General features: G+C 69.9%; 23 protein-coding genes and 1 pseudogene. 9 read left to right on the forward strand and 15 right to left on the reverse strand.

Going from position 1 to position 19917, the window contains the following annotated elements; translation table 11 throughout:
• Nucleotides 1-231: hypothetical protein (locus AB0M73_RS47370; protein ID WP_363906376.1), on the reverse strand; the 231-nt coding region annotated here is incomplete at its 3' end.
• A gap of 74 nt (nucleotides 232-305) precedes the next feature.
• Between AB0M73_RS47370 and AB0M73_RS47375 the strand changes: the two genes are divergently transcribed.
• Together AB0M73_RS47375 and AB0M73_RS47380 are read left to right on the forward strand one after the other, a co-directional pair.
• Nucleotides 306-1205, forward strand: a complete 900-nt coding sequence (locus AB0M73_RS47375; RefSeq protein ID WP_363906378.1) for a glycosyltransferase family 9 protein — start codon at nucleotides 306-308, stop codon at nucleotides 1203-1205.
• A gap of 54 nt (nucleotides 1206-1259) precedes the next feature.
• The gene (locus tag AB0M73_RS47380) at nucleotides 1260-1421 is read left to right on the forward strand and encodes a DUF2795 domain-containing protein (protein WP_363906413.1); all 162 of its coding nucleotides are present in this window, start codon (nucleotides 1260-1262) and stop codon (nucleotides 1419-1421) included.
• Between the two features lie 96 nt (nucleotides 1422-1517).
• Here AB0M73_RS47380 and AB0M73_RS47385 read toward each other — a convergent pair whose 3' ends face one another.
• Genes AB0M73_RS47385 through AB0M73_RS47395 form a run of 3 tightly spaced genes read right to left on the reverse strand, consistent with a single transcriptional unit; the run spans nucleotide 1518 to nucleotide 5031 of the window.
• A complete protein-coding gene (locus AB0M73_RS47385) occupies nucleotides 1518-2324 on the reverse strand; it encodes a glycosyltransferase (protein WP_363906379.1) in 807 nt (268 codons plus the stop codon).
• Nucleotides 2321-3775 (reverse strand): D-glycero-beta-D-manno-heptose 1-phosphate adenylyltransferase, encoded by a 1455-nt coding sequence (gene rfaE2, locus AB0M73_RS47390; protein WP_363906381.1) that lies wholly within the window; start codon nucleotides 3773-3775, stop codon nucleotides 2321-2323. The genes AB0M73_RS47385 and rfaE2 (AB0M73_RS47390) overlap by 4 nt, the downstream gene beginning before the upstream one ends.
• Nucleotides 3769-5031 (reverse strand): aldehyde dehydrogenase family protein, encoded by a 1263-nt coding sequence (locus tag AB0M73_RS47395; protein ID WP_363906383.1) that lies wholly within the window; start codon nucleotides 5029-5031, stop codon nucleotides 3769-3771. Before AB0M73_RS47395 ends, rfaE2 (AB0M73_RS47390) begins: the two co-directional genes overlap by 7 nt.
• 54 nt (nucleotides 5032-5085) lie before the next feature.
• On the opposite strand from AB0M73_RS47395, the gene AB0M73_RS47400 reads away from it, so the two are divergent.
• Nucleotides 5086-5958, forward strand: a complete 873-nt coding sequence (locus AB0M73_RS47400; protein WP_363906385.1) for a glycosyltransferase family 9 protein — start codon at nucleotides 5086-5088, stop codon at nucleotides 5956-5958.
• 195 nt (nucleotides 5959-6153) lie between these two features.
• On the opposite strand, the gene AB0M73_RS47405 is transcribed toward AB0M73_RS47400, so the two are convergent.
• The 7 genes from AB0M73_RS47405 to AB0M73_RS47435 are packed head-to-tail and all read right to left on the reverse strand — an operon-like array spanning nucleotide 6154 to nucleotide 12431.
• A complete protein-coding gene (locus AB0M73_RS47405) occupies nucleotides 6154-6834 on the reverse strand; it encodes an SDR family oxidoreductase (protein ID WP_363906387.1) in 681 nt (226 codons plus the stop codon).
• 13 nt (nucleotides 6835-6847) lie between these two features.
• Nucleotides 6848-8158, reverse strand: a complete 1311-nt coding sequence (rfaE2, locus tag AB0M73_RS47410) for a D-glycero-beta-D-manno-heptose 1-phosphate adenylyltransferase (RefSeq protein ID WP_363906388.1) — start codon at nucleotides 8156-8158, stop codon at nucleotides 6848-6850.
• Complete coding sequence (locus tag AB0M73_RS47415) at nucleotides 8155-8721, reverse strand: SIS domain-containing protein (protein WP_363906415.1); 567 nt, start codon at nucleotides 8719-8721, stop codon at nucleotides 8155-8157. The genes rfaE2 (AB0M73_RS47410) and AB0M73_RS47415 overlap by 4 nt, the downstream gene beginning before the upstream one ends.
• A 5-nt stretch (nucleotides 8722-8726) precedes the next feature.
• Entirely contained in the window at nucleotides 8727-9941 is a 1215-nt protein-coding gene (locus AB0M73_RS47420; protein ID WP_363906390.1) for a glycosyltransferase, read from the reverse strand.
• Between the two features lie 2 nt (nucleotides 9942-9943).
• A complete protein-coding gene (locus tag AB0M73_RS47425; protein ID WP_363906392.1) occupies nucleotides 9944-10891 on the reverse strand; it encodes a glycosyltransferase in 948 nt (315 codons plus the stop codon).
• On the reverse strand, nucleotides 10888-11910 hold the full coding sequence (locus AB0M73_RS47430) for a glycosyltransferase family 9 protein (protein WP_363906394.1): 1023 nt from the start codon (nucleotides 11908-11910) through the stop codon (nucleotides 10888-10890). The genes AB0M73_RS47425 and AB0M73_RS47430 overlap by 4 nt, the downstream gene beginning before the upstream one ends.
• On the reverse strand, nucleotides 11907-12431 hold the full coding sequence (locus AB0M73_RS47435) for an HAD-IIIA family hydrolase (protein ID WP_363906396.1): 525 nt from the start codon (nucleotides 12429-12431) through the stop codon (nucleotides 11907-11909). Before AB0M73_RS47435 ends, AB0M73_RS47430 begins: the two co-directional genes overlap by 4 nt.
• 121 nt (nucleotides 12432-12552) lie before the next feature.
• Between AB0M73_RS47435 and AB0M73_RS47440 the strand changes: the two genes are divergently transcribed.
• From AB0M73_RS47440 to AB0M73_RS47450, 3 genes are read left to right on the forward strand one after another with little or no spacing between them, the layout of a single operon-like run.
• Nucleotides 12553-13449: a glycosyltransferase family 9 protein gene (locus AB0M73_RS47440; RefSeq protein ID WP_363906398.1), complete on the forward strand. Its 897-nt coding sequence runs from the start codon at nucleotides 12553-12555 to the stop codon at nucleotides 13447-13449.
• 37 nt (nucleotides 13450-13486) lie between these two features.
• Nucleotides 13487-13864 carry a phage holin family protein gene (locus tag AB0M73_RS47445; protein WP_363906400.1) on the forward strand — a complete coding sequence of 126 codons (378 nt, stop codon included), beginning with the start codon at nucleotides 13487-13489 and terminating at the stop codon, nucleotides 13862-13864.
• Between the two features lie 51 nt (nucleotides 13865-13915).
• Nucleotides 13916-14050: a hypothetical protein gene (locus tag AB0M73_RS47450; RefSeq protein WP_363906402.1), complete on the forward strand. Its 135-nt coding sequence runs from the start codon at nucleotides 13916-13918 to the stop codon at nucleotides 14048-14050.
• Between the two features lie 61 nt (nucleotides 14051-14111).
• On the opposite strand, the gene AB0M73_RS47455 is transcribed toward AB0M73_RS47450, so the two are convergent.
• Together AB0M73_RS47455 and AB0M73_RS47460 are read right to left on the reverse strand one after the other, a co-directional pair.
• Nucleotides 14112-14366: a hypothetical protein gene (locus tag AB0M73_RS47455; RefSeq protein WP_363906404.1), complete on the reverse strand. Its 255-nt coding sequence runs from the start codon at nucleotides 14364-14366 to the stop codon at nucleotides 14112-14114.
• A gap of 136 nt (nucleotides 14367-14502) precedes the next feature.
• Entirely contained in the window at nucleotides 14503-14679 is a 177-nt protein-coding gene (locus tag AB0M73_RS47460; RefSeq protein WP_363906406.1) for a hypothetical protein, read from the reverse strand.
• Between the two features lie 235 nt (nucleotides 14680-14914).
• On the opposite strand from AB0M73_RS47460, the gene AB0M73_RS47465 reads away from it, so the two are divergent.
• Entirely contained in the window at nucleotides 14915-16144 is a 1230-nt protein-coding gene (locus AB0M73_RS47465) for a hypothetical protein (protein ID WP_363906408.1), read from the forward strand.
• Nucleotides 16145-16370: 226 nt separating this feature from the next.
• On the opposite strand, the gene AB0M73_RS47470 is transcribed toward AB0M73_RS47465, so the two are convergent.
• Nucleotides 16371-16493, reverse strand: a complete 123-nt coding sequence (locus AB0M73_RS47470) for a hypothetical protein (protein WP_363906410.1) — start codon at nucleotides 16491-16493, stop codon at nucleotides 16371-16373.
• Between the two features lie 712 nt (nucleotides 16494-17205).
• On the opposite strand from AB0M73_RS47470, the gene AB0M73_RS47475 reads away from it, so the two are divergent.
• On the forward strand, nucleotides 17206-17526 hold the full coding sequence (locus AB0M73_RS47475; RefSeq protein ID WP_363906411.1) for a hypothetical protein: 321 nt from the start codon (nucleotides 17206-17208) through the stop codon (nucleotides 17524-17526).
• A 1443-nt stretch (nucleotides 17527-18969) separates the two neighbouring features.
• Nucleotides 18970-19458 carry a hypothetical protein gene (locus AB0M73_RS47480; RefSeq protein WP_363906417.1) on the forward strand — a complete coding sequence of 163 codons (489 nt, stop codon included), beginning with the start codon at nucleotides 18970-18972 and terminating at the stop codon, nucleotides 19456-19458.
• Between the two features lie 192 nt (nucleotides 19459-19650).
• Here the strand turns inward: AB0M73_RS47480 and AB0M73_RS47485 are convergent.
• A pseudogene (locus tag AB0M73_RS47485) lies at nucleotides 19651-19878 on the reverse strand (recombinase family protein); the annotation flags it as partial.
• Nucleotides 19879-19917: the final 39 nt, after the last annotated feature.

The following is a 19917-nucleotide window of genomic DNA, read 5'->3' on the forward strand; positions in this document are numbered from 1 at the left end:
TGTCGCGGTGCTGCCGTTCACGGCCGGGGTGACGACGAAGAGCGGGTCGTTGTTGACCGTGTTGGCGCACGGCCTGCCGACAGTGGTGACCGACGGCGGGGATCCGGAACTGGTGGACGGCGAGACGATCGCGATGGCGTCGGCGGTGCGCAGCGCGGACGCGCTCGTGGCGGCGCTGGAACGCGTGCTCGGGGATTCGGCGTTGCGGGAGCGGTTGTCCGTGCGAGGCAAGGCGATGGTGGCGGAGCGGACGTGGCCGACGATAGCTCGGCGGCATCGGGAGCTGTACGAACAGGTGCTGCGGAATGGGCGATTTCCGCCAAATACTCGTGATCGAGCTGTTGGGCGGTATCGGGGACCTGCTGATGGCGCTGCCGGCGGTGCACGCGCTGGGCCGGCGGCACGCCGAGGCGAAGGTGACGGTGCTGACCGAGGAGCCGGGGGCGGCGCTGTTACGGACCGATCCGTGGGTGGCCGAGGTTTCCACGTCCACCGACGTGCGCGGCGAGCTGGCGCGGGTGGATCCCGATCTGGTCGTGAGCACCTCCATGCACAGCGGGATTCCGGCAGCGTTGGCCGCGCACGGCTGCCGGGCGGTGACCGACCTCTGGCGCGGTCCGCCGGTTGATCAACGGATTCCGGCGCGGTACCTGGAGATTCTGCGGGCGGAGGGGCTGATCGGGCCGGCCGATCCGACACCGCGGGTGCATCTGACGGCCGCCGAGCTGGCGTGGGCACGCGAGATCGTCGGCGAGGTGAAACGGCCGGTGGTGCTGGTGCGGGATTCGGGGATGGCGGTCAAGCGGTGGCCGTACTTCGACGACCTGGCGGAGATCGTGCCGGTGCTGGAACTGCCGGCGATGTCGTTACGGGAGTTGGGGGCGTGCTTCGCGGCCGTCGCCGCGGTCGACGGGGTCGTGGTGGGCGGGGACACCGGACCCGTGCGGTTGGCGGAGGCGATGGGGGCACGGGTGGTGGGGCTGTTCGGGCCGATCACGGTCGACCGCTACGGGTACGGGGGCGGGAACCTCCAGGGGCTGCCGGACTGCCCGCACCGCCGGCCGCTGGCGATCACCGAGCAACCCTGCTGGTGGAGTGCGCGATGCCCGTTGGCCGAGGACGGGCCGGCGTGCATGGCGGCGATCTCGGTTCGGGACGTGCTCGGCCGTTTGTCCCGGGGCGGGGCGGGTAGAGCTTCGGTCTGAGTCGTCGAGCCGCCGGAAGGAGATGCAGTGAGCGACAAGCCGAATCCGATTCAGATGCAGAAGTTCCTCGGCGGGATGGAGTATCCCGCGACCAAGGAGCAGATCGTCGAGCACGCGAGGGAGAAGGGCGCCGACGAGGCCGTGCTGGACGGGCTGCAGGCGATTCCCGACCGGGAGTACAACGGGCCCAACGCGGTCAGCCAGGCCTTCTCGTAACGATTCCGGTTACAGGTGACACGGATTGTGCCGGGTTGGGGAGTCAGATCGTCTCGACACCGCCCCAGCCCGGCACAGCCAGACCAGCCACCGCCATCAGGAGTGACGGACCGACACCACGTCCACCGCCTGCACATCCCGCTGCGGCACCGTGGTCTCCGACTCCAGGTGCACCGCGCCACTGGGCAACACGCCGGCACCGCCGTATTTCGCCATCACCCGCCACTGCGCCGCGACGTCCTCGCCCGCGTGCTCGGCCGGCAGCTCCCGCCAGAAGTCGAAGCCGCCGCACTCGGCCAACTTCTCCCGATCGAACAGCACGCACCCGGCGACCCAGGCCACCTTGTACGGCCGCCACTGCCCGGCCTTCACCCCCAGTTCTTCGGCCAGATGCACGAGGTTCGCGGCATTGTGCAGCGTCCACCGCCGCTCCTCCGCCGAGCCGATCACCTCGGGCTCCACGCCGTGCGCCCACTCCTCGTAGGGCTCCAACTCCGCCGGCCGCCGGTCGTCCAGGAAGGACAGTCCCTGCATCGCATTTCCCACAAAGCCGCAGCGCAGCTCGGACATGGCCGTCCACAACCGGCTCAAGGTCCCCGGCTCCAGCCACACGTCATCGTCGAGGAACAGCACATGGGAGGCGGTGGCCAGGCCCAACAAGAAGTCCCGGTGCTCGGCCAGCCCCCGCCGAGGCAGGTGCCGCACGAACTCCACCTCGACGCCCCGTCGCTCCAACTGCCGGGCCATCGCCCGCGCCGGCGCGGTGTCGAACGACGGCCGCTCATCCGACTGGTCGCTCACCACCACCCGACGCAACGGGCCCTCCTGCGCCGCCAGCCCCGCTAACGTCACCCCCAGCTCCACCGGCCGATTCCGGGTCGGCACCAGCACATCAACGCTCACCGCGCCCCCACCCGACCCCGAATCCGCTCGATGACCGCCGACGTGGACCGATCCGGCAGGTAGTCCAGGATCCGCACCTCGCCGCCGCAGGCCCGCACCACCGGTGTCTCCGGCAGCATCTCCGGCGTGTAGTCCCCGCCCTTGGCGTAGACGTCGGGCCGCAGCCGCGAGATCAGTCCCGCCGTCGTGTCGGTGGCGAACGTCGTCACGTGGTCGACACAGCTGAGCGCGGCCAGCACCGCCGCTCGGTCCGAGGTCGAGTTCACCGGCCGGCCGGGGCCTTTGAGCCGCCGCACGCTGCCGTCGTCGTTGACGGCGACCACAAGCACGTCCCCCAGCCGCTTCGCCTGGTTCAGATACGCGATGTGCCCCCGGTGCAGCACGTCGAAGCAGCCGTTGGTGAACACGATCCGCCGCCCCGCCGCCCGGTGCGCCGCCACCGCCGCCGCGAGCTCGTCGTGATCGAGCAGGGACGACCGGAACCCACCCAACCGAGCGGTCAGCTGCGCGGTCGTGCAGACCGACGTCCCGGGCCGGCCCACAACCACATCCGCCGCCGCCTGCGCGAACTCCGCGCTCGCGGTCGTCGGCAGGCCACCCGCCAACGCCATCGTCAGCGCGGCCACGAAGGTGTCGCCGGCCCCCGACGCCTGACTCTCCGGCGCCGGCTGCGCCCAGGTCCGGTGCACGGGACCGTCGGCGGGCAGCAGCATCGCCCCGTCCCGGTCCAACGTGACGACGACCGCGGCGGCCCCCGTCGCAGCACGAAGATCACCGGCACGACGTTCAACCTCGCCGGTGCGCTCACGCGACCAGGCCGCGCCGAGCAACGCCGCCGCCTCGCCGGCGTTGGGCGTCACGACGTCCGGCCGTGCCGCCGCCCACGGTGCCAGGTCGTGCGCGTCGACGACCAACAGCGGACCCCGCAATCGCGCGATCTCCGCTCGCACCTGCGCGGTGAGCGTCCCGGCACCGTAGTCGCACACCAGCACCGCGTCACAGTGCGGCACGACCTCCCGAAGCACCCCGGCCAGCGCACGCCCGGTGCACGGCCGCACATCGCCGCTGTCCCCCTCGTCGAACCGCGCCACCAGCTGATCACCGGCGACCACCCTGCGCTTGGCCAGTGTGCGACGCCCGTGCTCCACCAGCATCGCGTCGGTGCGCACACCGGCGGCGTCCAGCTCGCGCCGGATTCGGACCCCGTCCAGGTCCGTCCCGGTCACCGCGACCATCACGGCCTCGGCCCCCAGCGCCGCCACGTTGGCGGCGGTGTTGGCCGCGCCGCCTGGACGGTTCGTCGCCGACGTGATCTCCACGACCGGAGCCGGGGCCTCCCGGCACAGTCGCGTGCTGCCGCCACACAGCCAGCCGTCCAGCATCGCGTCGCCGACCACCGCTATCCGGAGTCGGCGCTTGGCCAGCAGCTCAGGCATCTCAACGGTCAGCATGCCGCCTCCCAGTGCACGACCTTTGTCGTCGTCATCTCGTCGAGCAACTCGGGTCCGTACCCGAACCCAGTGCCGCTGGCGCCACGGGGCTGCGCCGCACCGCCCGGCGCGCCGCCGAACACGGCGTTGACCTTCACGGTGCCGACCGGCAGCTCTCGCCAGGCCCGCTGCGCGTGATCCATGTCCCGGGTCAGCACGGTGGCCGCCAGCCCGTACGGGCCGCTGCACGCCAACTCGAGCCCATGGTCGAAGCTGTCCACCACGCACACCGGCGCGACCGGCCCGAAAGTCTCCTCACGCATCACCCGCATGTCCGGCGTGCACTTGGCCAACACGGTGTTCGGGTAACGCGAGTCCTCCGACAGCGTGCCCCCGCACACCCGGGACGCGCCGGCCTCCAGCGCCTCCTGCACCTGGCCGTGAACGGCGTCCCGCGCCTTGATGTCCACCAACGGTCCGGTCACGAACTCCTGCGCCGCCACCCGCAGCTCCGCCAGGAACGGCTTGGCCACAGCGGAATGCACGAAGATCCGCTCCACGGACGTGCACAGCTGGCCGGCGTTGGTGAACGCCCCCAACGCCGCCTGCCCGGCCGCCCACGCCGGATCCACGCCCTCGTCGATCAGCAGCGGGTCGTTGCCGCCATTCTCCAGCAACAGCTTCGCCGTGCTGTTGCCGGCGATCTCCCGGCCGGTCGCGCTGCTACCCACATGGGCCACCACGTCGATCCCGGGCTGCGACGCCAGCGCCGCCCCGGCCCGGCCGTCGCCGGGCAGCCACTGCAGCACGTGCTCCGGGAACAGGTCGGCGAGCAGCTTCGTCATCAGCTCCCCAACGTTGGGCGACCGCTCGCTGGGCTTGTGCACCACGGTGTTCCCCACCGCCAGCGCAGCGCCGATAAGCCCGCACGCGATGGCCACCGGGTCGTTCCACGGGGTGATCGCCGCGACCACGCCACGTGGCTCCGGCACCATCAGGTCCGTCGCCGACCACGCGCCGTGCAAGACCCGACCGCGGTGCAGCGGCCCCAGCTCGGCGTACTGGTCCAGCGTGCCGGCCCCCGCCAGGACGCCGCCATGCGCCTCGTCGATCAGACGGCCGGTGTCGGCATTGTGCGCGGCAGCCAGCTCGTCGGCCGCCGCACGCAGCCGGGCGGCCGCGGCCGCGAGCGCGGCTCCCCGTTCGGCGGCCGGGGTTCTGGCCCAGCCTCGTTGCGCCGCCCGAGCCGCGGCGACGACCTGTTCGACTTCACTCATGTCTTCGCGACTACCCGGTGATTGCCGGCTTAAGCGGCCGGGCATACCGATGCCATGCCCCCGTTCGACGATGTGCACCGGATCGCGATGCTGCGCGGTGGCGGCCTCGGCGACCTGATGTTCGTGCTGCCCGCCGCGCGCGCCGTCCGGACGGCCTATCCCGGGGCGGAGATCGTGCTGCTCGGCACCGGCCAGCACGCCCGGCTGCTCGACGGCCGACCCGGTCCGATCGACCGCGTGATCCGGCTGCCGGCGGCCAAGGGCGTCTACGAGCCGCTGCCGGGTGTGCACGACGATCCGCCGGCCCTGCACCGGTTCTTCGAGGCGGCGCGGGCCGAGCGGTTCGATCTCGCGTTCCAGCTGCACGGCGGCGGCCGGTGGTCGAACCCGTTCCTGCGAAACCTCGGCGCCCGGCACAGCGTGGGCATCCGGACGCCGGACGCCGCACCGCTCACGCGGTCGCTGCCCTACCGGTACTACCAGCACGAAACCCTTCGCTGGCTGGAGGTTGTCGCCCTGGCCGGCGCGCCACAGGTCACGATGGACGCCGGGCTGGCCGTCACGGACCGCGACCTGGACGAGGCGGCCGAGGCGCTGCACGGCCTACCCGAGCACCTGGTGACGCTGCATCCCGGCGCGACAGATCCACGACGGCGTTGGCCCGCCGAGAAATACGCTGAGGTCGCCGCCGCCGTCGCCGACCGGGGGCACGGTGTCGCAGTGGTCGGCAGCGGCGCCGAACTCGCGCTGGTGCAGGAGATCGTGGATCGGGCGCGGACCCTCACGCGGTGGCCGATGAGCATCCGCGGCTTGTCCGGCGTGCTGAGTCTGCACGGACTGATCGGCGTCCTCGCCCGAAGCGCCGTCGTGGTGGCCAACGACAGCGGCCCCGGCACATGGCCGAGGCGGTCGGCACGCCGACGGTGAGCGTCTTCTGGTGCGGCAACATGATCAACGCGGGGCCGTTCTGGCGGGGCGTGCACCGTCCGCACATCGCGTGGACGGTGCACTGCCCCGACTGCGGCCGTTCGCTGACCGACCAGGACACACCGGGCTGCGGTCACCGCACGTCGTGGGTGGCGGCGATCCGGGTCGACGACGTTCTCGCCGACGTGGACGAGATCATGGCGGCCACGATCCCTCCTCAGCGTGCGTCACGACCAGTTCCCGAAGCTCACAGTTCCCCGGCTGGCTGAGCGCGAACACCACGGCCGCCGCCACGTCGTCCGGGTCGTTGAGCCGGGCGTCCGACGGCGGCTTGTAGCGGTCCTCGCGGTCGTCGAAGAACTTCGTCCGCATGCCGCCGGGCACCAGCAGGGTCACGCCGACCCGTCCGGTCAACTCGGCGGTCAGCGCGCGGGTGAAGCCGACGACGCCGAATTTCGAGGCGCAGTAGGCGGTCGCGTCGCTGACCGCGCTAAACCCGAGCGTCGAGGCGACCGTGACGATGCGGCCCCGCGACTCCAGCAGGTACGGCAGCGCGGCCCGGACAACGGCGGCGGTGCCGAGAAGATTCACCGTCACGACACGATCCCACTCGGCCCCGTCCACATCGGACAGTGTGCCGCAGCGATCGGTGCCGGCGGCGGTGACCACGCCGCTCAGGCCGCCGCTGCGCCCGGCGATCTCGCGGACGGCCCGCTCGGCCGCACGGGTGTCGGACAGGTCGACCGCCACGAAGTCGTCACACTCCGCCGGCTCGGCCATGTCCAGCACGGCGGCCCGGCCGCCGGCCTTGCGCACCGCCCGCACGACGGCCGCGCCAAGACCGGACGCGCCACCGGTGACAGCGATGGTTTCCACTGAGTTTCTCCCCTCACTTCGCGTGCGACAACAGGTCCACGAGCCGGGTGGTGGAGCGGCCGGCGTGATACGGCACGATCACGCTTTCGCCGCCCCATTCCCGCACGACCTCGGATTCCGGCAGCGTCTCGGCCGAGTAGTCGCCGCCCTTCACCCACACGTCCGGCCGCAGCTCACGCAGCACATCGCAGGGAGTGTCCCCGTCGAAGACGACGACGGCGTCCACACAGTCGAGCGAGCGCAGCATCTCGGCGCGGTCGCGCTGATTGTTGACCGGCCGCGACGGACCCTTCAGCCGCCGCACCGACTCGTCCGAATTCAGGCACACCAGGAGAAAATCGCCAAGATGGCGGGCGGCGTGCAGGGTTCGGGTGTGTCCTGTGTGGAGGATGTCGAAGCACCCGCCGGTGGCGACGATCTTGCCTCCTCGGGCCCGCACGGCCGCGATGGAGCGCTGCGGATCGGCGGAACCGCCGGCACACACGTACTCCGAGGCGGCGACGACACCGTCAGCGATGGCGACGTCCAGTGCCGCGCCTCGCATCAGGCTCACCGCGACCGCCGACGCGAACCGGTCCCCTGCCCCACACGGGTCGAGCACCGGGACCGACGGGGCCGGAACGACGATCGGCGTCTCGCCGCCGTTGTGCAGCAACGCGCCACGACTGCCCAGCGTCACGGCGACGGCGTGCGCGCGCAGCCGGGAACGCAGCGCGCCCCCCGCCAACCGAGCCCCCTCCAGTCCCTTCGCCGTGACGCCGCTCGCGGTCAGCGCCTCCGACAGGTTCGGCGTGAGCAACCGGACACCCGGCACGGGCTCCGGCCCGCGCGGATGTGGGTCCCAAACCACGGGAATCCGCCGCACGACGTCCGAAAGCGCCTTGCGCAGCCGGGGATCGGCGGCGATGCCCCGACCGTAATCTGACACCAGCACGGCATCGGCCGACCGCACCGCGTCGAGCATCTCGGCGGTGACCTCCGGCGGCCGTTCGCTGCCGCCGCGGTCGACCCGGGCCAGGGACTGGTCGTCCGCCCGCAACCGGGTCTTCACCACGGTCGCACCGAAGGATCGGCCGGCAACAACCCGGACTCCGGACAGGCACGACCGCAGCACGCCGGCGTCCTCGTCGTCGGACAGCGCCGTCACGAGCGTCGTCGCCACGCCGTCACGAGCGGCGAGGAAAGCGGACAGACCGGCGCCCCCGGCCCGGGGCCGCTCGGTCGCCATGTCCAGCACGGGCGCCGGGCCGTCTGGGCACACCCGGCTCACCGACCCGACGATGTCCACGTCCAACAGCACGTCGCCGACCACGACCAGATTCACGAGGCCCGCCTTTCCAACAACGCCAATGCCTGTTCGAAGGCGCCGCACAACACGTGCACGGCGACCAGATGCGCCTCCTGGGCGGTCGCCGGCTCGGCCGGCACACACAACGCCTCGTCCACCAGCGACGCCAGCGGGTTCGGCGCACGGCCGGTCATCGCCCAGCACACCGCCCCGGCGCGACGGGCGGCTTCGGCGGCGCGCACGACGTTCGGACTGCGGCCGCTGGTGGACAGCAGCATCACGATGTCCCCCGGCCGCGCATGGGCGACGACCTGGCGGGCGAACACGTCGTCGTACCCGTAGTCGTTGCCGATGGCCGTGATCGCGGAGGTGTCGGCGTGCAAGGCGATCGCTGAGAAGGGCTGTCGGTCGCCGTCGAAGCGCCCGACCAACTCGGCGGTCAGGTGCTGGGCCTCGGCCGCCGAGCCGCCGTTGCCGGCCGCGAGCAACCGCCCGCCGGACCGCAGCGTGGCGGCCAGCCGCTGTCCCCAGCTGTCCAGCACCGACGACTGCGCCCGCAGCCAGTCCAGCGCCTCGTGCAGGTCGTCGACGTGGCTGATCGAGTTCACGACGAGACCTCCAGGGCGGTGCGGGCCGGGACGACGCCGGCGCGGTGGTAGATCTGCGCGGTGTCGGCGGCCACCCGGTCCCAGGAGTAGCGGGCCTGAGCCCGGTCGTGGCCGGCGGCCCCGTAGGCCTGGCGCAACGTGGGATCCTCCAGCAGCGGCCGCAGCACGTGGGCCAGCGCGGCCGGATCGCGCGGCGGCACATGGCGGCCGGTGACGCCGTCGACGACGGTGTCGGTGAGGCCGCCGGTGGCGGCCGCCACCACCGGGACACCGCAGGCCATCGCCTCCAGCGGCACGATGCCGAACGGCTCATACCAGGGCGTGCAGACGACGACGTCGGCCGAGCGCAACAGCATCGGCATCTCCTCGCGGGACACCTGGCCGAGCAGCGCGACCCGGTCGCCGACGCCGAACCGATCGGCGACCTGGCGCAGCCGGCGGGCCTCCGCGTCCGCGGACAGCCCGGACGGCTGCGGGCCGCCGGCGATCAGCAGCTCGGTGTGCGGCAGCCGAGCCATGGCCTCGATGACGATGTCGAAACCCTTGCGTTGCACCAGGCGGCCGACCGCGAGCAGGCGATGCCGTTCGCCGCGTGCGGCGACGGGCCCGTCCGGGCTGAACTGCCGCAGGTCCACTCCGCACGGCACCACGGAGATCCGCGAGCGCGGCACGCCCATGCGAACCAGCTCGAACACTTCGTCCGAGCACGTGGCGGCGATCCTGGACACGGTCCGCCCGACCAGGCGCTCCAGCCGCAGCCGCCCGGACGGGCTGGTGTCCTTGTCGCCCTGGTGCCGGCACTTCACCGAGCCGAGCGCGTGAAAGGTCTGCACCACCGGAATGTCGAGCCCGTCCGCGCCGAGCACCGATGCCAGGCCGGACATCCAGAAGTGGGCGTGCACGACGTCGGGCGGCTGCTCCCGCCATTCCCGGGCCAGCGTGTCGGCGAACTCGCCCATGTGCGGGAGCAGTTCGTCCTTCGGCAGCTGGCCCGGTGGGCCGGCCGGCACGTGCATCACGCTGAAGCCTCGTGTGGTGTCGACGCGGGTCGGCAGGTCCGGGTCCGCGCGGCGCGTGTGGACGACCACCTCGTGGCCCTGCCGGGCCAGCGCCGACGACAACTCGGCGACGTGCAGGTTCTGTCCACCGCAGTCGACCTCGCCGAGCGCGGCCAGCGGACTGGCGTGCTCGGAAACCATCGCGATCTTCATGACTACCTCCCACGTTCCACGGTCTCAACCAGCAGCCAGTCCCAGTCCCGCAGGAAGGCCGCCAACCCGTATCTCGCCAACGCCGCCCGCCTGGCCTGCCGGCCCAGCTCGGCGGCCAGCTCCGGGCCCTTGATCAGCTCGCGGGCCACCTCGGCCAACACGTCCACCTGAGTGGAGACGACGCCCGCGTCGGGGGGCACGGCCTCGATCGCCTCCGTCGCCGCGAACGCCACCACCGGCATGCCCAGGTGCATCGCCTCGATGAGGGACAGCCCCAGCGAGGTCCATCGCAGCGGATGGACGTACACCCGCCGCCGGGCCAGCTCGGCGTGCAGCTTGTCGGTCCACAGGTCGCCGATCGGCTGCACGCCGGGCAGGTCGAGGCGGTCGACATGGATGCCGAAGACGTCGATCGGGCCGAACCTCGGCAGCAGGTCGGTGCCGGTGATCCGCCCGCGGCGCACGGGCTCGTTGATCACGGCCGCCGCCCGCGGCAGTTCGCCGGTGTAGCGCTCGCCGGGATCCGGGACGCCGTGTTCGATCACGGTTGTCGGCGCACGGCCCGAATCCCACATCACCTCGTTGAAGTGCGTGACGTGGACCAGGCGCATGTCGTCGCGCTCGGCCAGCGGATGCGGCTGCCCCTTCGGGGTGTTGTGCTCCACGTAGACCATCGGCGCCCGGCCGCGCACCCACTTCGACGCCTCGTCGATCTCCTCCGGCCGTTGCAGCACGACAACGTCCACCTCGGACGGCTCGCTGACTTCGACGGCGTTGGGCCACTCGCGGCCGCACTTGCCGCCGCCCCACGGCCCGGTCGGGATGAGGTACTCGTGCCGACCGGCGACAAATGCGGACATCCAGGCCGCATGCACGTGCCACACCAGGACCCGCAGCCGACGGTCCGGCGCGGCCCAGCCGGGCGGTGGCAGCACAGCGCGTTCACTCATGCACGTACCCCCTGCATCGCTTCGACCGCCTCGGCGACTTCGGCGGCGGTGACGTTGTTCAGGCATGGATGGCCGGCCAGCGGGCAGGTCCGGGCGCGGGTGCCGCGGCAGGGTGAGTCCTGGTCACCGAGCAGCACATACGGAACGCGGTACGGCGCCCACCGCCGTGACGGCACGACCGGGGAGAACAGTGACACCACGGGCGTTGAGACGGCCGCCGCCAGATGCGCGGGGCCGGTGTTGCCGACCACGAGGACCTCCGCTCCGGCGATCGTCGCGGCGAGTTGCGCGAACGTAGTGCAGCCACCGAGATCGATGCCGCAGTGACCGGCGACACGAGCCGTCAGGGCCCGCTCGTCGGGACCACCCGTGACCACCACACGAAACCCGCGGCGAGTCAGTTCGACCACGGCCTCTGCACACCGCTCGGGCGACCAGGCCCGCGACGGGACCGAGGCGCCCGGATGCACCACCACGTAGGGGTCGTTTCCGATGAGACGGGGGCGCTTCGGCAGCGCCCGAACGGCCAGCCGGCCGTCATCGGCGGGGCCCAGCGCGAAGCCGGCCGCCTTGGCGACGGTCAGGGCGCGTTCGGGCTCCGGCAGGTCGTCGTCGACCTCGATGCCGGGGCGAAGGCGGATGTCCAGCAGGGATCCCGGATAGTCCTCGGAGACGGCCGCGATCCACGGCACGCCGGCCATCCGCAGCACCAGCGCCATCGGCAACGGCGACTGGTGGAACGAAGTCAGGATCAGCGCGGTGTCGAACCGACGGCGCTGCAAGGTCTTGCGGACGGACTCGACGTCGCGCCGGTCCACGTCGGACGGCGTCGGATCGATCCACGGGCATCGCCACACCAGGACGTCACTAACCCCCGCCAGCAGTCGCGCCGCCTGCTTTCCCCTGGGGCCGCACAGGAACGTGACGTCGTTGCCCTGCGCGACGGCGCGCACCGCCGGGCCCGACACGAGCACATCGCCCTCGCTGTCAAGGCGGACGACCAACACCTGCCGCCTCATCGCAGGACCTTTTCCACCGCGGCAAGGAGATCCGGGCTCACCTCGGGGGCGGCGTCGACCTCCTCGCGGCGGGTCTTCGGTGTGGGCACGAGAATCGCCCTGGCGTTGGCGGCCAGCCCGGCCGAGACATCGCTGCCGATGTCGCCGATCAGCGTCATGCGGCGCGTCGGCACACCCAGTGACGACGAGGCCGCCAGGACCAGGCCGGGCTCGGGCTTGCGGCACCGGCAGCCGTCGTGCGCGCCGTGCGGGCAGACCTGCCAGGTGTCCAACGGACCGAGCAGCTGCTCGACCCGTTGGTTCACCGCCCGCACGTCCTCGGTCGTGAGCACGCCTCGGGCCACACCGGACTGGTTCGTCACCCCGCCGATCGCGATCCCTCGGTCCCGCAACAGGTCCAGAGCTCGACGGGCCCCCGGCACTGGGAGTACCCTTCGCGGGTCCCCGTTGTAGGGCACGTCGACGATGAGGGTGCCGTCCCGGTCGAACAGCACCGCGTCGCAGCCATGGCTCGCAGTCACGAAAGACGAGATTTCCGCTGCGGGTTGGAGTAAACCCGGCCCGGAGAACTACTACTCAGCGTAACCAAGGTGCCCGTCCGGGTCTGTTTGCCTCAGCCGCGCCGAGGGTAACCAGGCCCAGGTGTCCACTGTGCTTGCCTTGCGGGCCTTGAATCTCGGCGACCTACTCGTGACAGTGCCGGCGTTGCGCGCGCTGCGCCGGCACTGGCCGCGACATCGGCTGCAACTGGCCACTTCCGGCTGGCTGGAACCGATCGTCGCGCTCATCGGCGGCATCGACGAACTCGTGCCGGCCAACGGCCTGCACCCGCTCGACGGCGTCGACAGCCCCGACGTCGCCGTCAACCTGCACGGGGCGGGGCCGCAGAGCAACGAGATCCTCGACGCGCTCCGGCCGCGACGTCGTGTCGGTCACGGGGGCCACGGCTGGGACGGACCGATCTGGACGGACGACATGCACGAACGGCAGCGCTGGTGCCGAATGCTCGCCGCGCACGGCATCCCCTGCGACGCGGACGATCTCCTGCTGCGTCGGCCCGCCGTGAGCAGCGTCGCGCCGGGGGCCGTGGTCATCCATCCGGGCGCCGGTTACGGCAGCCGACGTTGGCCGGTCGAGCGGTACGCCCAGGTGGCGGCGAAGATGAACCGCCGCGTCGTGGTGACCGGCACCGAGCGGGAGCGCGACCTCGCGCTGGCCGTCGGCGTGTCCGATGAGGACGTGCTCGCCGGGCGTCTGGACCTGGCCGAGCTGGCCGCGCTGATCGCCGAGGCGCAACTGGTGATCTCCGCCGACACCGGCGTCGCTCATCTTTCCTACGCCTACCGGACGCCGTCGGTTGTGCTGTTCGGGCCGGCTCCGGTGGAACAGTGGGGGCCGCCGGCCGCCGGCCCGCACCGCCCGCTCACGGTCGCCTCCGCCCGGCGTGGCGATCCCTTCACCGATGATCCCGATCCCGCGCTGCTTAGCGTCACCGTCGACCATGTGCTGGCGGGTGTCGCGGCGCTGACCAGCGGGTAGTTCCAGTACGTAGGAACAGCCACGCTGGGTGGAACCAATGCCTCAGGGCGAAGCCTCGACCGGCCAGCTGCTGGCTCGGTTGAGCGAGCAACTGTCGACCCTGGTGCGGGACGAGGCCGCGCTCGCCGTCGTGGAGGTCAAGACGAAGGCCAAGGCGGCCGGTCTGGGCGTCGGTGTGCTGGTCGGGGCCGCGCTGTTCGGCTTCCTTGGCCTGTGCGCGCTCATCGCGTGCGCCATCATCGCGCTCGCCCTGGTGCTGCCGGCCTGGCTCGCCGCGCTCGCCGTCGGGGCGCTCATCCTGCTCGCCGGGTTCGCCCTGGTCAAGCTGCGCAAGGGTGTGCCGCCGGTGCCGCAGGAGACCGTCGCCAACGTCAAGGACGACGCGGCGATCATCCGCCGGGCGGTGACCCAGTGACCACCCGTCCGGACGATCCCGGGCTGCTCCTCGAGGAGGTCGAGCGGACCCGTGAGGAGATCGTCGACACCATCGAGCGCCTGCACGGCAAGGTCGACCGGGGCCCGCAAGGTCCCGGCCGCCGTCATCGCCGCCGGCGGCGTCGGCCTGCTGCTGCTCGTGATCCTGCTGCTGCGGCGTCGCTGACCGGGTTCGCGGCGGGCGGGTCGCCGAAGCTCGCGCCGCCCGCTGCACCGGCCGTCACGCGTCAGTCCGGCGGCGTTGAGCGGCGGGCCCAGCGGGCCGCTTCCTCGGTTCGCGCGGCCTCAAGGGCGGCCACCTCTTCCGGTGGGTCCGGGCGCCAGATGGTGCCGGCCCGGGGCTGCCCCGCCAGGCCGAGCTCGTTGGCCCGCCGGGGCACGCGAGCGCCCTGGTACTCCAGCGGCTGGTCGGCCAGCGGCTGTTCGAGGTCGATGAAGTCGCCGGTCGGGGACCGTCGGATAACGCCGGGTCTCGATGCCATGCTCCAGCACCTTCCGATCGCGCCGCTGCAGTGCACTGGCGACGACCTGGTCGGCTCCTTCGCCAAGGTCCGCGACTTCCTGTTGCAACCAGGCCGGACTCGCGCAGGGCGGCAGACCGAGGTCGTCGCGTCGGATTCAGGCAGTGGATACCGCGGCGAGGAGGTGGACGAACTCGCCGGATCGATTCGACAGCAACGCGATCAGCCCGCCTGGGCTGACATCGAAGCCGGCCTGCGAGATGTCGTGCACAAGCTGACCGTCACCCTGCGAAGAAAACGACTGATAGCAGTGCATTGCGACAGCACCAGCCATGACCGACTGCAACGCTGGCTGGACAAGGCACCCAAGCCGCCACTGGCCAGGATTCCACCGCGGGTGCTCGAAGCTGCTCTCCACCGCGGCGACGCCCGTAGCCTGTGGCTCCGTGGCGTGCACCGGCCACGAACGACGAAGCCTGGCATCAAGAGCACCGGGGGCCTTCGGCTGCAAGATACGGTCAACCCGTTTGAGGATGCCTCCTATACCGTGGGCGCCGCACGCTCGGAGCTTGCTGAGGCACCGGACAGGGTCGTCCTCAAACGGGATCATCGGAAGCACGCCGAGCGAGTCGTCGACATGGTTCAAGGCTGCACCGGACCTCCCCACCTTCGTGACAGCGGTAGCGGAACTGCTGCCCCTGATCGAGAGCGAGCTGACCAACACCTCCAACGAGGAGGCGTTTCCGCACTTTGCGAGTGCAGTCACCGACCGCTCCGACGTTCGCGGCGCATATGCGATCCGGGTAGTCCCACCGGACCACCTCCACCCAGGTTCGTCCGAGGAGTTGCGACACGCCGCTGAGTTGCTACAGGAGGCGGAAATGGATGTCTCCGCCCAGCCGGAATCGGCCCGCTTCATCATCGACGTCGGGCTTGACGGTTGCATCGGTGGCCAGCTCGCCGCAAAGCCGGTTGCCGACGACCCCCTGTTCCGACTCGACGTCGGATACCACGGCACGCCATGGAACCCCGGACCGGTCCACCAGGTCCTCGACGCCCTCCAGTACAGCAACGAATTGGTATCGGTCTACTACGCGTCCGGACACACGTTCGTCGGCGGCCACATGTGGCAGGAGCGACCGCGCGAATTCGCCTTCCCGAACTGGAAATTCGAGGACTTCACTGGCTTCAATATTGAGCGCGAGAAACCGCCCTTCGATGACGCGCGGGGCATACATGACCACATCGGAAAACACGGCGATCAGTCGTTGTTCGCCTGGGTCGTCAACAAGTACAACACGGGCTGGTTGATCTGCGACGACGGCACCGGCGAGGTCGCCGACTTCCTCCACGTCTCACCAGAGGGCCACCTCAGCATCATCCATATTAAGGGCGCCAAGAACGCCGCACCAAGACGACGAGTCGCGCTTGGCGCATTCGAGGTCGTGGTCAGCCAGGCCGTCAAGAACCTCGTATTCACGGATCGCGACCTCATGCTCGCCCGGCTCGCCACTCCACGCCTTGACCGACCCGCGTGCTGGAATTTCGGGCAACGCACGTCGTCGCGCACCAACTTCCTCGATGCGCTGGAGTTGCGCGACGCGACCGACACGCCCGAGGTTGTCGTCGTGCAGCCGCATGTCAGCAAGGCGATCCGCGCCAGGCTTCGCGCCAAGGGCGGCGACTCCACGACGGAGGACTTCCTACGCCTGCGCCTGCTCGAGGAATTGCTCAACTCCGCGCGGTCCACCATCACGGAGATCGGTGCCGACCTCACTGTCATCGATGGCCTGGTCTGATCCCACGGAAGGCTCGTTCGACGACTTGAAGGCGCGGACTTCACGACCCCGCGCCGACTGGGTCCGAGATCCCAACGCCAACACCGTCCCCGGAGTGACGGGAAAACGCAGCTCCAGCAATGGCGCGGCAACAGCGACGACAACGCCGCCAACCGGAAACGATCTACGGGCTCGTAGCGAATCCGACCTTTGACCTGTCGACGCAGCACCGCGTTCTCGTGCCGTTTCACCAGCAGTTCGGCGTCCTTGGGGATGTCCCGGGCAGCGGCACCGCTGGCACGGACAGCAGCGCGCGAGTTGCTCGGTACAGCAACGACACGATCATGCTGGCGGCATCCCAGCTGCCCACGCGGGGCTGCTTACCCAGCTGCCACCTGCAGCAATGACCTATCGAGCCCCACATGGGCAACCCGGTGGTCGACCGCCGTGACAACCGGCCATCGATCTGACCGACCTCACGCCGGGCGCCCTCGACATCGACTGCGTCATCCCATACGCACGTCACGTCGCACAGGTGCTCACCGACAGCCCCGCCGACAAGGTCCTCGTCGCTGCTCCGGCACCAGCCACCTCGGACGCGGAGACAGGTCGGTCGCGAAGCGGACAAGAATCGCTTGCGAAAGCGAATAAACAATCGCGAACAAACATTCCGTTGAATGCTGACACACAATATCAAACACGCACGAACGCGGTGGAAGCACTTCGTCGTGACGCGCTCCGAGGAGTCGACAGCCTCGACACCGAGCGGCGTATATGCTGGTCAGGAGGGTGCCAACCCTGCCGTGACCAGCGCTCCTCCAGGTAGTAAGCTGTCGCCGTTCAAGCCCCCACGGACGGAACGCTCTCGTCCGTGGGGGCTTCGCGCGTTTTTGGGCTGGGTGTGGGCGGAGCGGAGGAGGGAAACGGTGGGCAGCGGAAAAACTCGGCGCCCCCGGCGTCGAGTGGCAATAGCGGCCGGCGGGCGCCGGAGGCCTGGCGGGCGTGCCGCAGGTGGCAGCAACGCCCTGGACGACAGGGTCGCGGCAGGTGGCACAGGCCAGCGCGCCGAGCCTCCACTGACCGTGCTCGCCGCGGTCGACCGACATGTGGAGCGCGCGACGTCGTCCGACGAAACTCTACGCCGCTACCTGCGGATGGCACTTCGCTTCGCGGTCATCGTGGTGATGATCTGCGCGGGTGTCGCAGCGTGCCTGCTGGTAGTCGCCGTCAGCATCCTGTACACGGTCTCCGTGACGGGCCTGAATCCGGTGGTCGCGGGCGCTGTCGCTGGCGTCGGGGCGCTGGGGACCAGCGGATCGGCTCTGGTCGGGATCAGCCGGTGGCGGCACAGGCGCCGCGCTCGGCTCACCGACGGCGACGGACGAGAGGAGCGAGAGGACTAGGCCGCCGCGGGCTCGTCCCCGACAGAAGTGCGCGCACGACAGGGCGCAGACAAAGACCGGCCGTCACGGCCAGCCCAACGGTGACACCTCCGACCACCACCGCCACAGCCGCTCCGCCGCCCGGCCCGAACACGGTCACGGCGGCGAGCGATCCCACGACCAGCCCCAGCGCGGGCACCACCAAGCTCGCCACGCCCACGATCACGACGGCGCGCCGCGTCTGCCGCTGTGCATCGTCGGCCATGTCCAGCACACTACGCGGCCGAACCTGGCTGGAATCCAGCACGTCCGACGACGGCGCCCCCAAACTGGTCGCGCACGCCATGAACGGACAGCACGGCTGCACGCTTTCTTGGTTGCCACAGGGCATCCGTTACTCCCCTACTGTGCATTTACTGCGATTGGGTGGTCCCAAAAACCGTCGCTAACGCACGGTGGTGCAGGGCTTTTCTGCGCTGTGACGTACGCGCTCCACATCGATCGTGAGCGGGTCCGACCGAGGAGGAGTCGTGCGAAGACCAATGGAAACCCAGGGAGAGGTGTGCCCACTCTCAGCTCCAAAGGGGAATCACCGATGAAGGTGTGTGTCATCGGTTCCGGAATATCCGGCCTCGCCGACGTACACTACCCGACCGACTGACCCGGGGTTCAGGTCACGATTCCGGAACACATCTCCCGGCACGGCGGCCGCGCCGACGTCACCGAGGATGGCGAGCACTGCGCCCGACTGTTCCTCGGCGACTACCACTACCTGCTGGGCCTGTTCCGCGAGATCCCGGACGTCGACGGCACAGTGCTGAACTCAATGCACAGGTGCCGGTGCCTTGGCTACCAGCTGGCATCGCCAGCTTTTCCGAGGCACACGGCCGTCCTCTCACTCCACCGACCATATGTTGAGACGCAGTCTCAGCTGCCGCTCACATCCATGATCAAACCGATAAATCGAGGACTCCTTTACTTTGGCAAGTAGACTTGGACGCGAGCTTGGAGAACGGACACGAGCACGCTGTTGGCCCTGGTTCAACTGGGCCAAGGGGTCGCAGTTTCAAACTCTTTCACGTCGACCGCGACACGGCCCTTCACAGCTCAGACGCCAAAAAAAATAGAGCTTGGCAACCTTATTCTGCACATGAAGCTCAAGCACGCCGCTCATAGACCACATTACTCGACCAAGTCGCGCGGCCACGACTATGCCCGCAAGAGCACTGCCGGCTTCCAACATGGTGAAACGCTTCGCCACCCACCGCACGACAGAGCAAGATAAGAAGTCATCTGAGGACTCGACCGCCAAGCCGCGCGTCCTCCACGTTCACCTGGTCGCCAGGCGACCAGGTGCCACCATCTACTACGATGGTCACATGAACACCCAACACTGCGTTGGGTGCTACGAGAACGAGTTCGAGTCCCCCCTCGGACACACTTACTATTCACCCGTCTCATCGGATGAATGATCACATCGGCCACGTTCGCGGCCCGGTCATAGCAAACTTGCAGGTCAACGGCCTCGTACAGCCGCACTTGGCTCTCCGGCTTCGCTCCCGACAGAGCAGCACCAACGTCGCCAAGCGAATCGATCATCGCCCATATCTCGGCGTCGCTAATCCCACCGGGCATTCGCTGGCTCTCCAATTCCGCTTTCGCCGCTGCGCGTTCGGCTTGCGCGCTGTTGACCGCCTCGACCAGCGCCTCCGGATCGATACCCGCGACGATCGCCGCTTGGAACTTCCCGAGCTTCGCCTCAGCCTGTGCAAGCCGTCGCTTCGCCCCGTCGTGGTTGACCGGCCTATCGCCCGCCTGCGACGCGACCAGCGCCGCCACGGTCCGATCCACGTTCGCGCTGTCGAACAAGCCACCGAGCCACTTGTTCACGGCCTCCTCGATCGGATCCTCACGGAGGTAGACGGCCGGCGGATGCGTCGCCAGAACAGGTGAACCTGGCGCCAATGTCCGGGCAGGACACCGGTAGTACATCGCGTGCACCCGGGGACTCGCCTCCATCTTCCGTAAACACACCGCGCACCGGATCCGCCCCCTGAACAGGTACGTCCGCTTCGTCACTCGCCCGCTACGTTCAGCCTTCCGAGCGGTCCTCAGCCCACCCGCGCCCTTCGACCGCCGCAGCAACTGCGCCTCCGTGAATTCCTCGACCGAGACGATCTCCGGGTGTGTTGGCTTCCGGGAACGAACTACCCGGTCAGCGCTCGCCCTCCGGAACCGGATCACGTGTCCCGCCGCTACGTCGTCCGGGTCCAACAACGTCTCGTGCTTCGTCCACCGGCCGAAGACGGCATAGCCCGTGTACCGCGGGTTCTCCAGAATCGCCCGTACGGTGCTGCCCTGCCACGCATACAGCTGTGGAGTAACTGCGGGCGATCCCGCAGTTACTCCACA

The sequence above is a fragment of the Kutzneria sp. NPDC051319 genome, assembly GCF_040682195.1.
In the GTDB taxonomy this organism is placed as follows: Bacteria; Actinomycetota; Actinomycetes; order Mycobacteriales; family Pseudonocardiaceae; genus Kutzneria.

Coding starts and splice junctions, on each gene's coding strand:
- AB0M73_RS47375 (WP_363906378.1), top strand. CDS start 306: ATGGGCGATTTCCGCCAAATACTCGTGATCGAGCTGTTGGGCGGTATC.
- AB0M73_RS47380 (WP_363906413.1), top strand. CDS start 1,260: ATGCAGAAGTTCCTCGGCGGGATGGAGTATCCCGCGACCAAGGAGCAG.
- rfaE2 (WP_363906381.1), bottom strand. CDS start 3,775: ATGCTGACCGTTGAGATGCCTGAGCTGCTGGCCAAGCGCCGACTCCGG.
- AB0M73_RS47395 (WP_363906383.1), bottom strand. CDS start 5,031: ATGAGTGAAGTCGAACAGGTCGTCGCCGCGGCTCGGGCGGCGCAACGA.
- AB0M73_RS47400 (WP_363906385.1), top strand. CDS start 5,086: ATGCCCCCGTTCGACGATGTGCACCGGATCGCGATGCTGCGCGGTGGC.
- AB0M73_RS47420 (WP_363906390.1), bottom strand. CDS start 9,941: ATGAAGATCGCGATGGTTTCCGAGCACGCCAGTCCGCTGGCCGCGCTC.
- AB0M73_RS47425 (WP_363906392.1), bottom strand. CDS start 10,891: ATGAGTGAACGCGCTGTGCTGCCACCGCCCGGCTGGGCCGCGCCGGAC.
- AB0M73_RS47430 (WP_363906394.1), bottom strand. CDS start 11,910: ATGAGGCGGCAGGTGTTGGTCGTCCGCCTTGACAGCGAGGGCGATGTG.
- AB0M73_RS47445 (WP_363906400.1), top strand. CDS start 13,487: ATGCCTCAGGGCGAAGCCTCGACCGGCCAGCTGCTGGCTCGGTTGAGC.
- AB0M73_RS47455 (WP_363906404.1), bottom strand. CDS start 14,366: ATGGCATCGAGACCCGGCGTTATCCGACGGTCCCCGACCGGCGACTTC.
- AB0M73_RS47460 (WP_363906406.1), bottom strand. CDS start 14,679: ATGGCTGGTGCTGTCGCAATGCACTGCTATCAGTCGTTTTCTTCGCAG.
- AB0M73_RS47480 (WP_363906417.1), top strand. CDS start 18,970: ATGAATGATCACATCGGCCACGTTCGCGGCCCGGTCATAGCAAACTTG.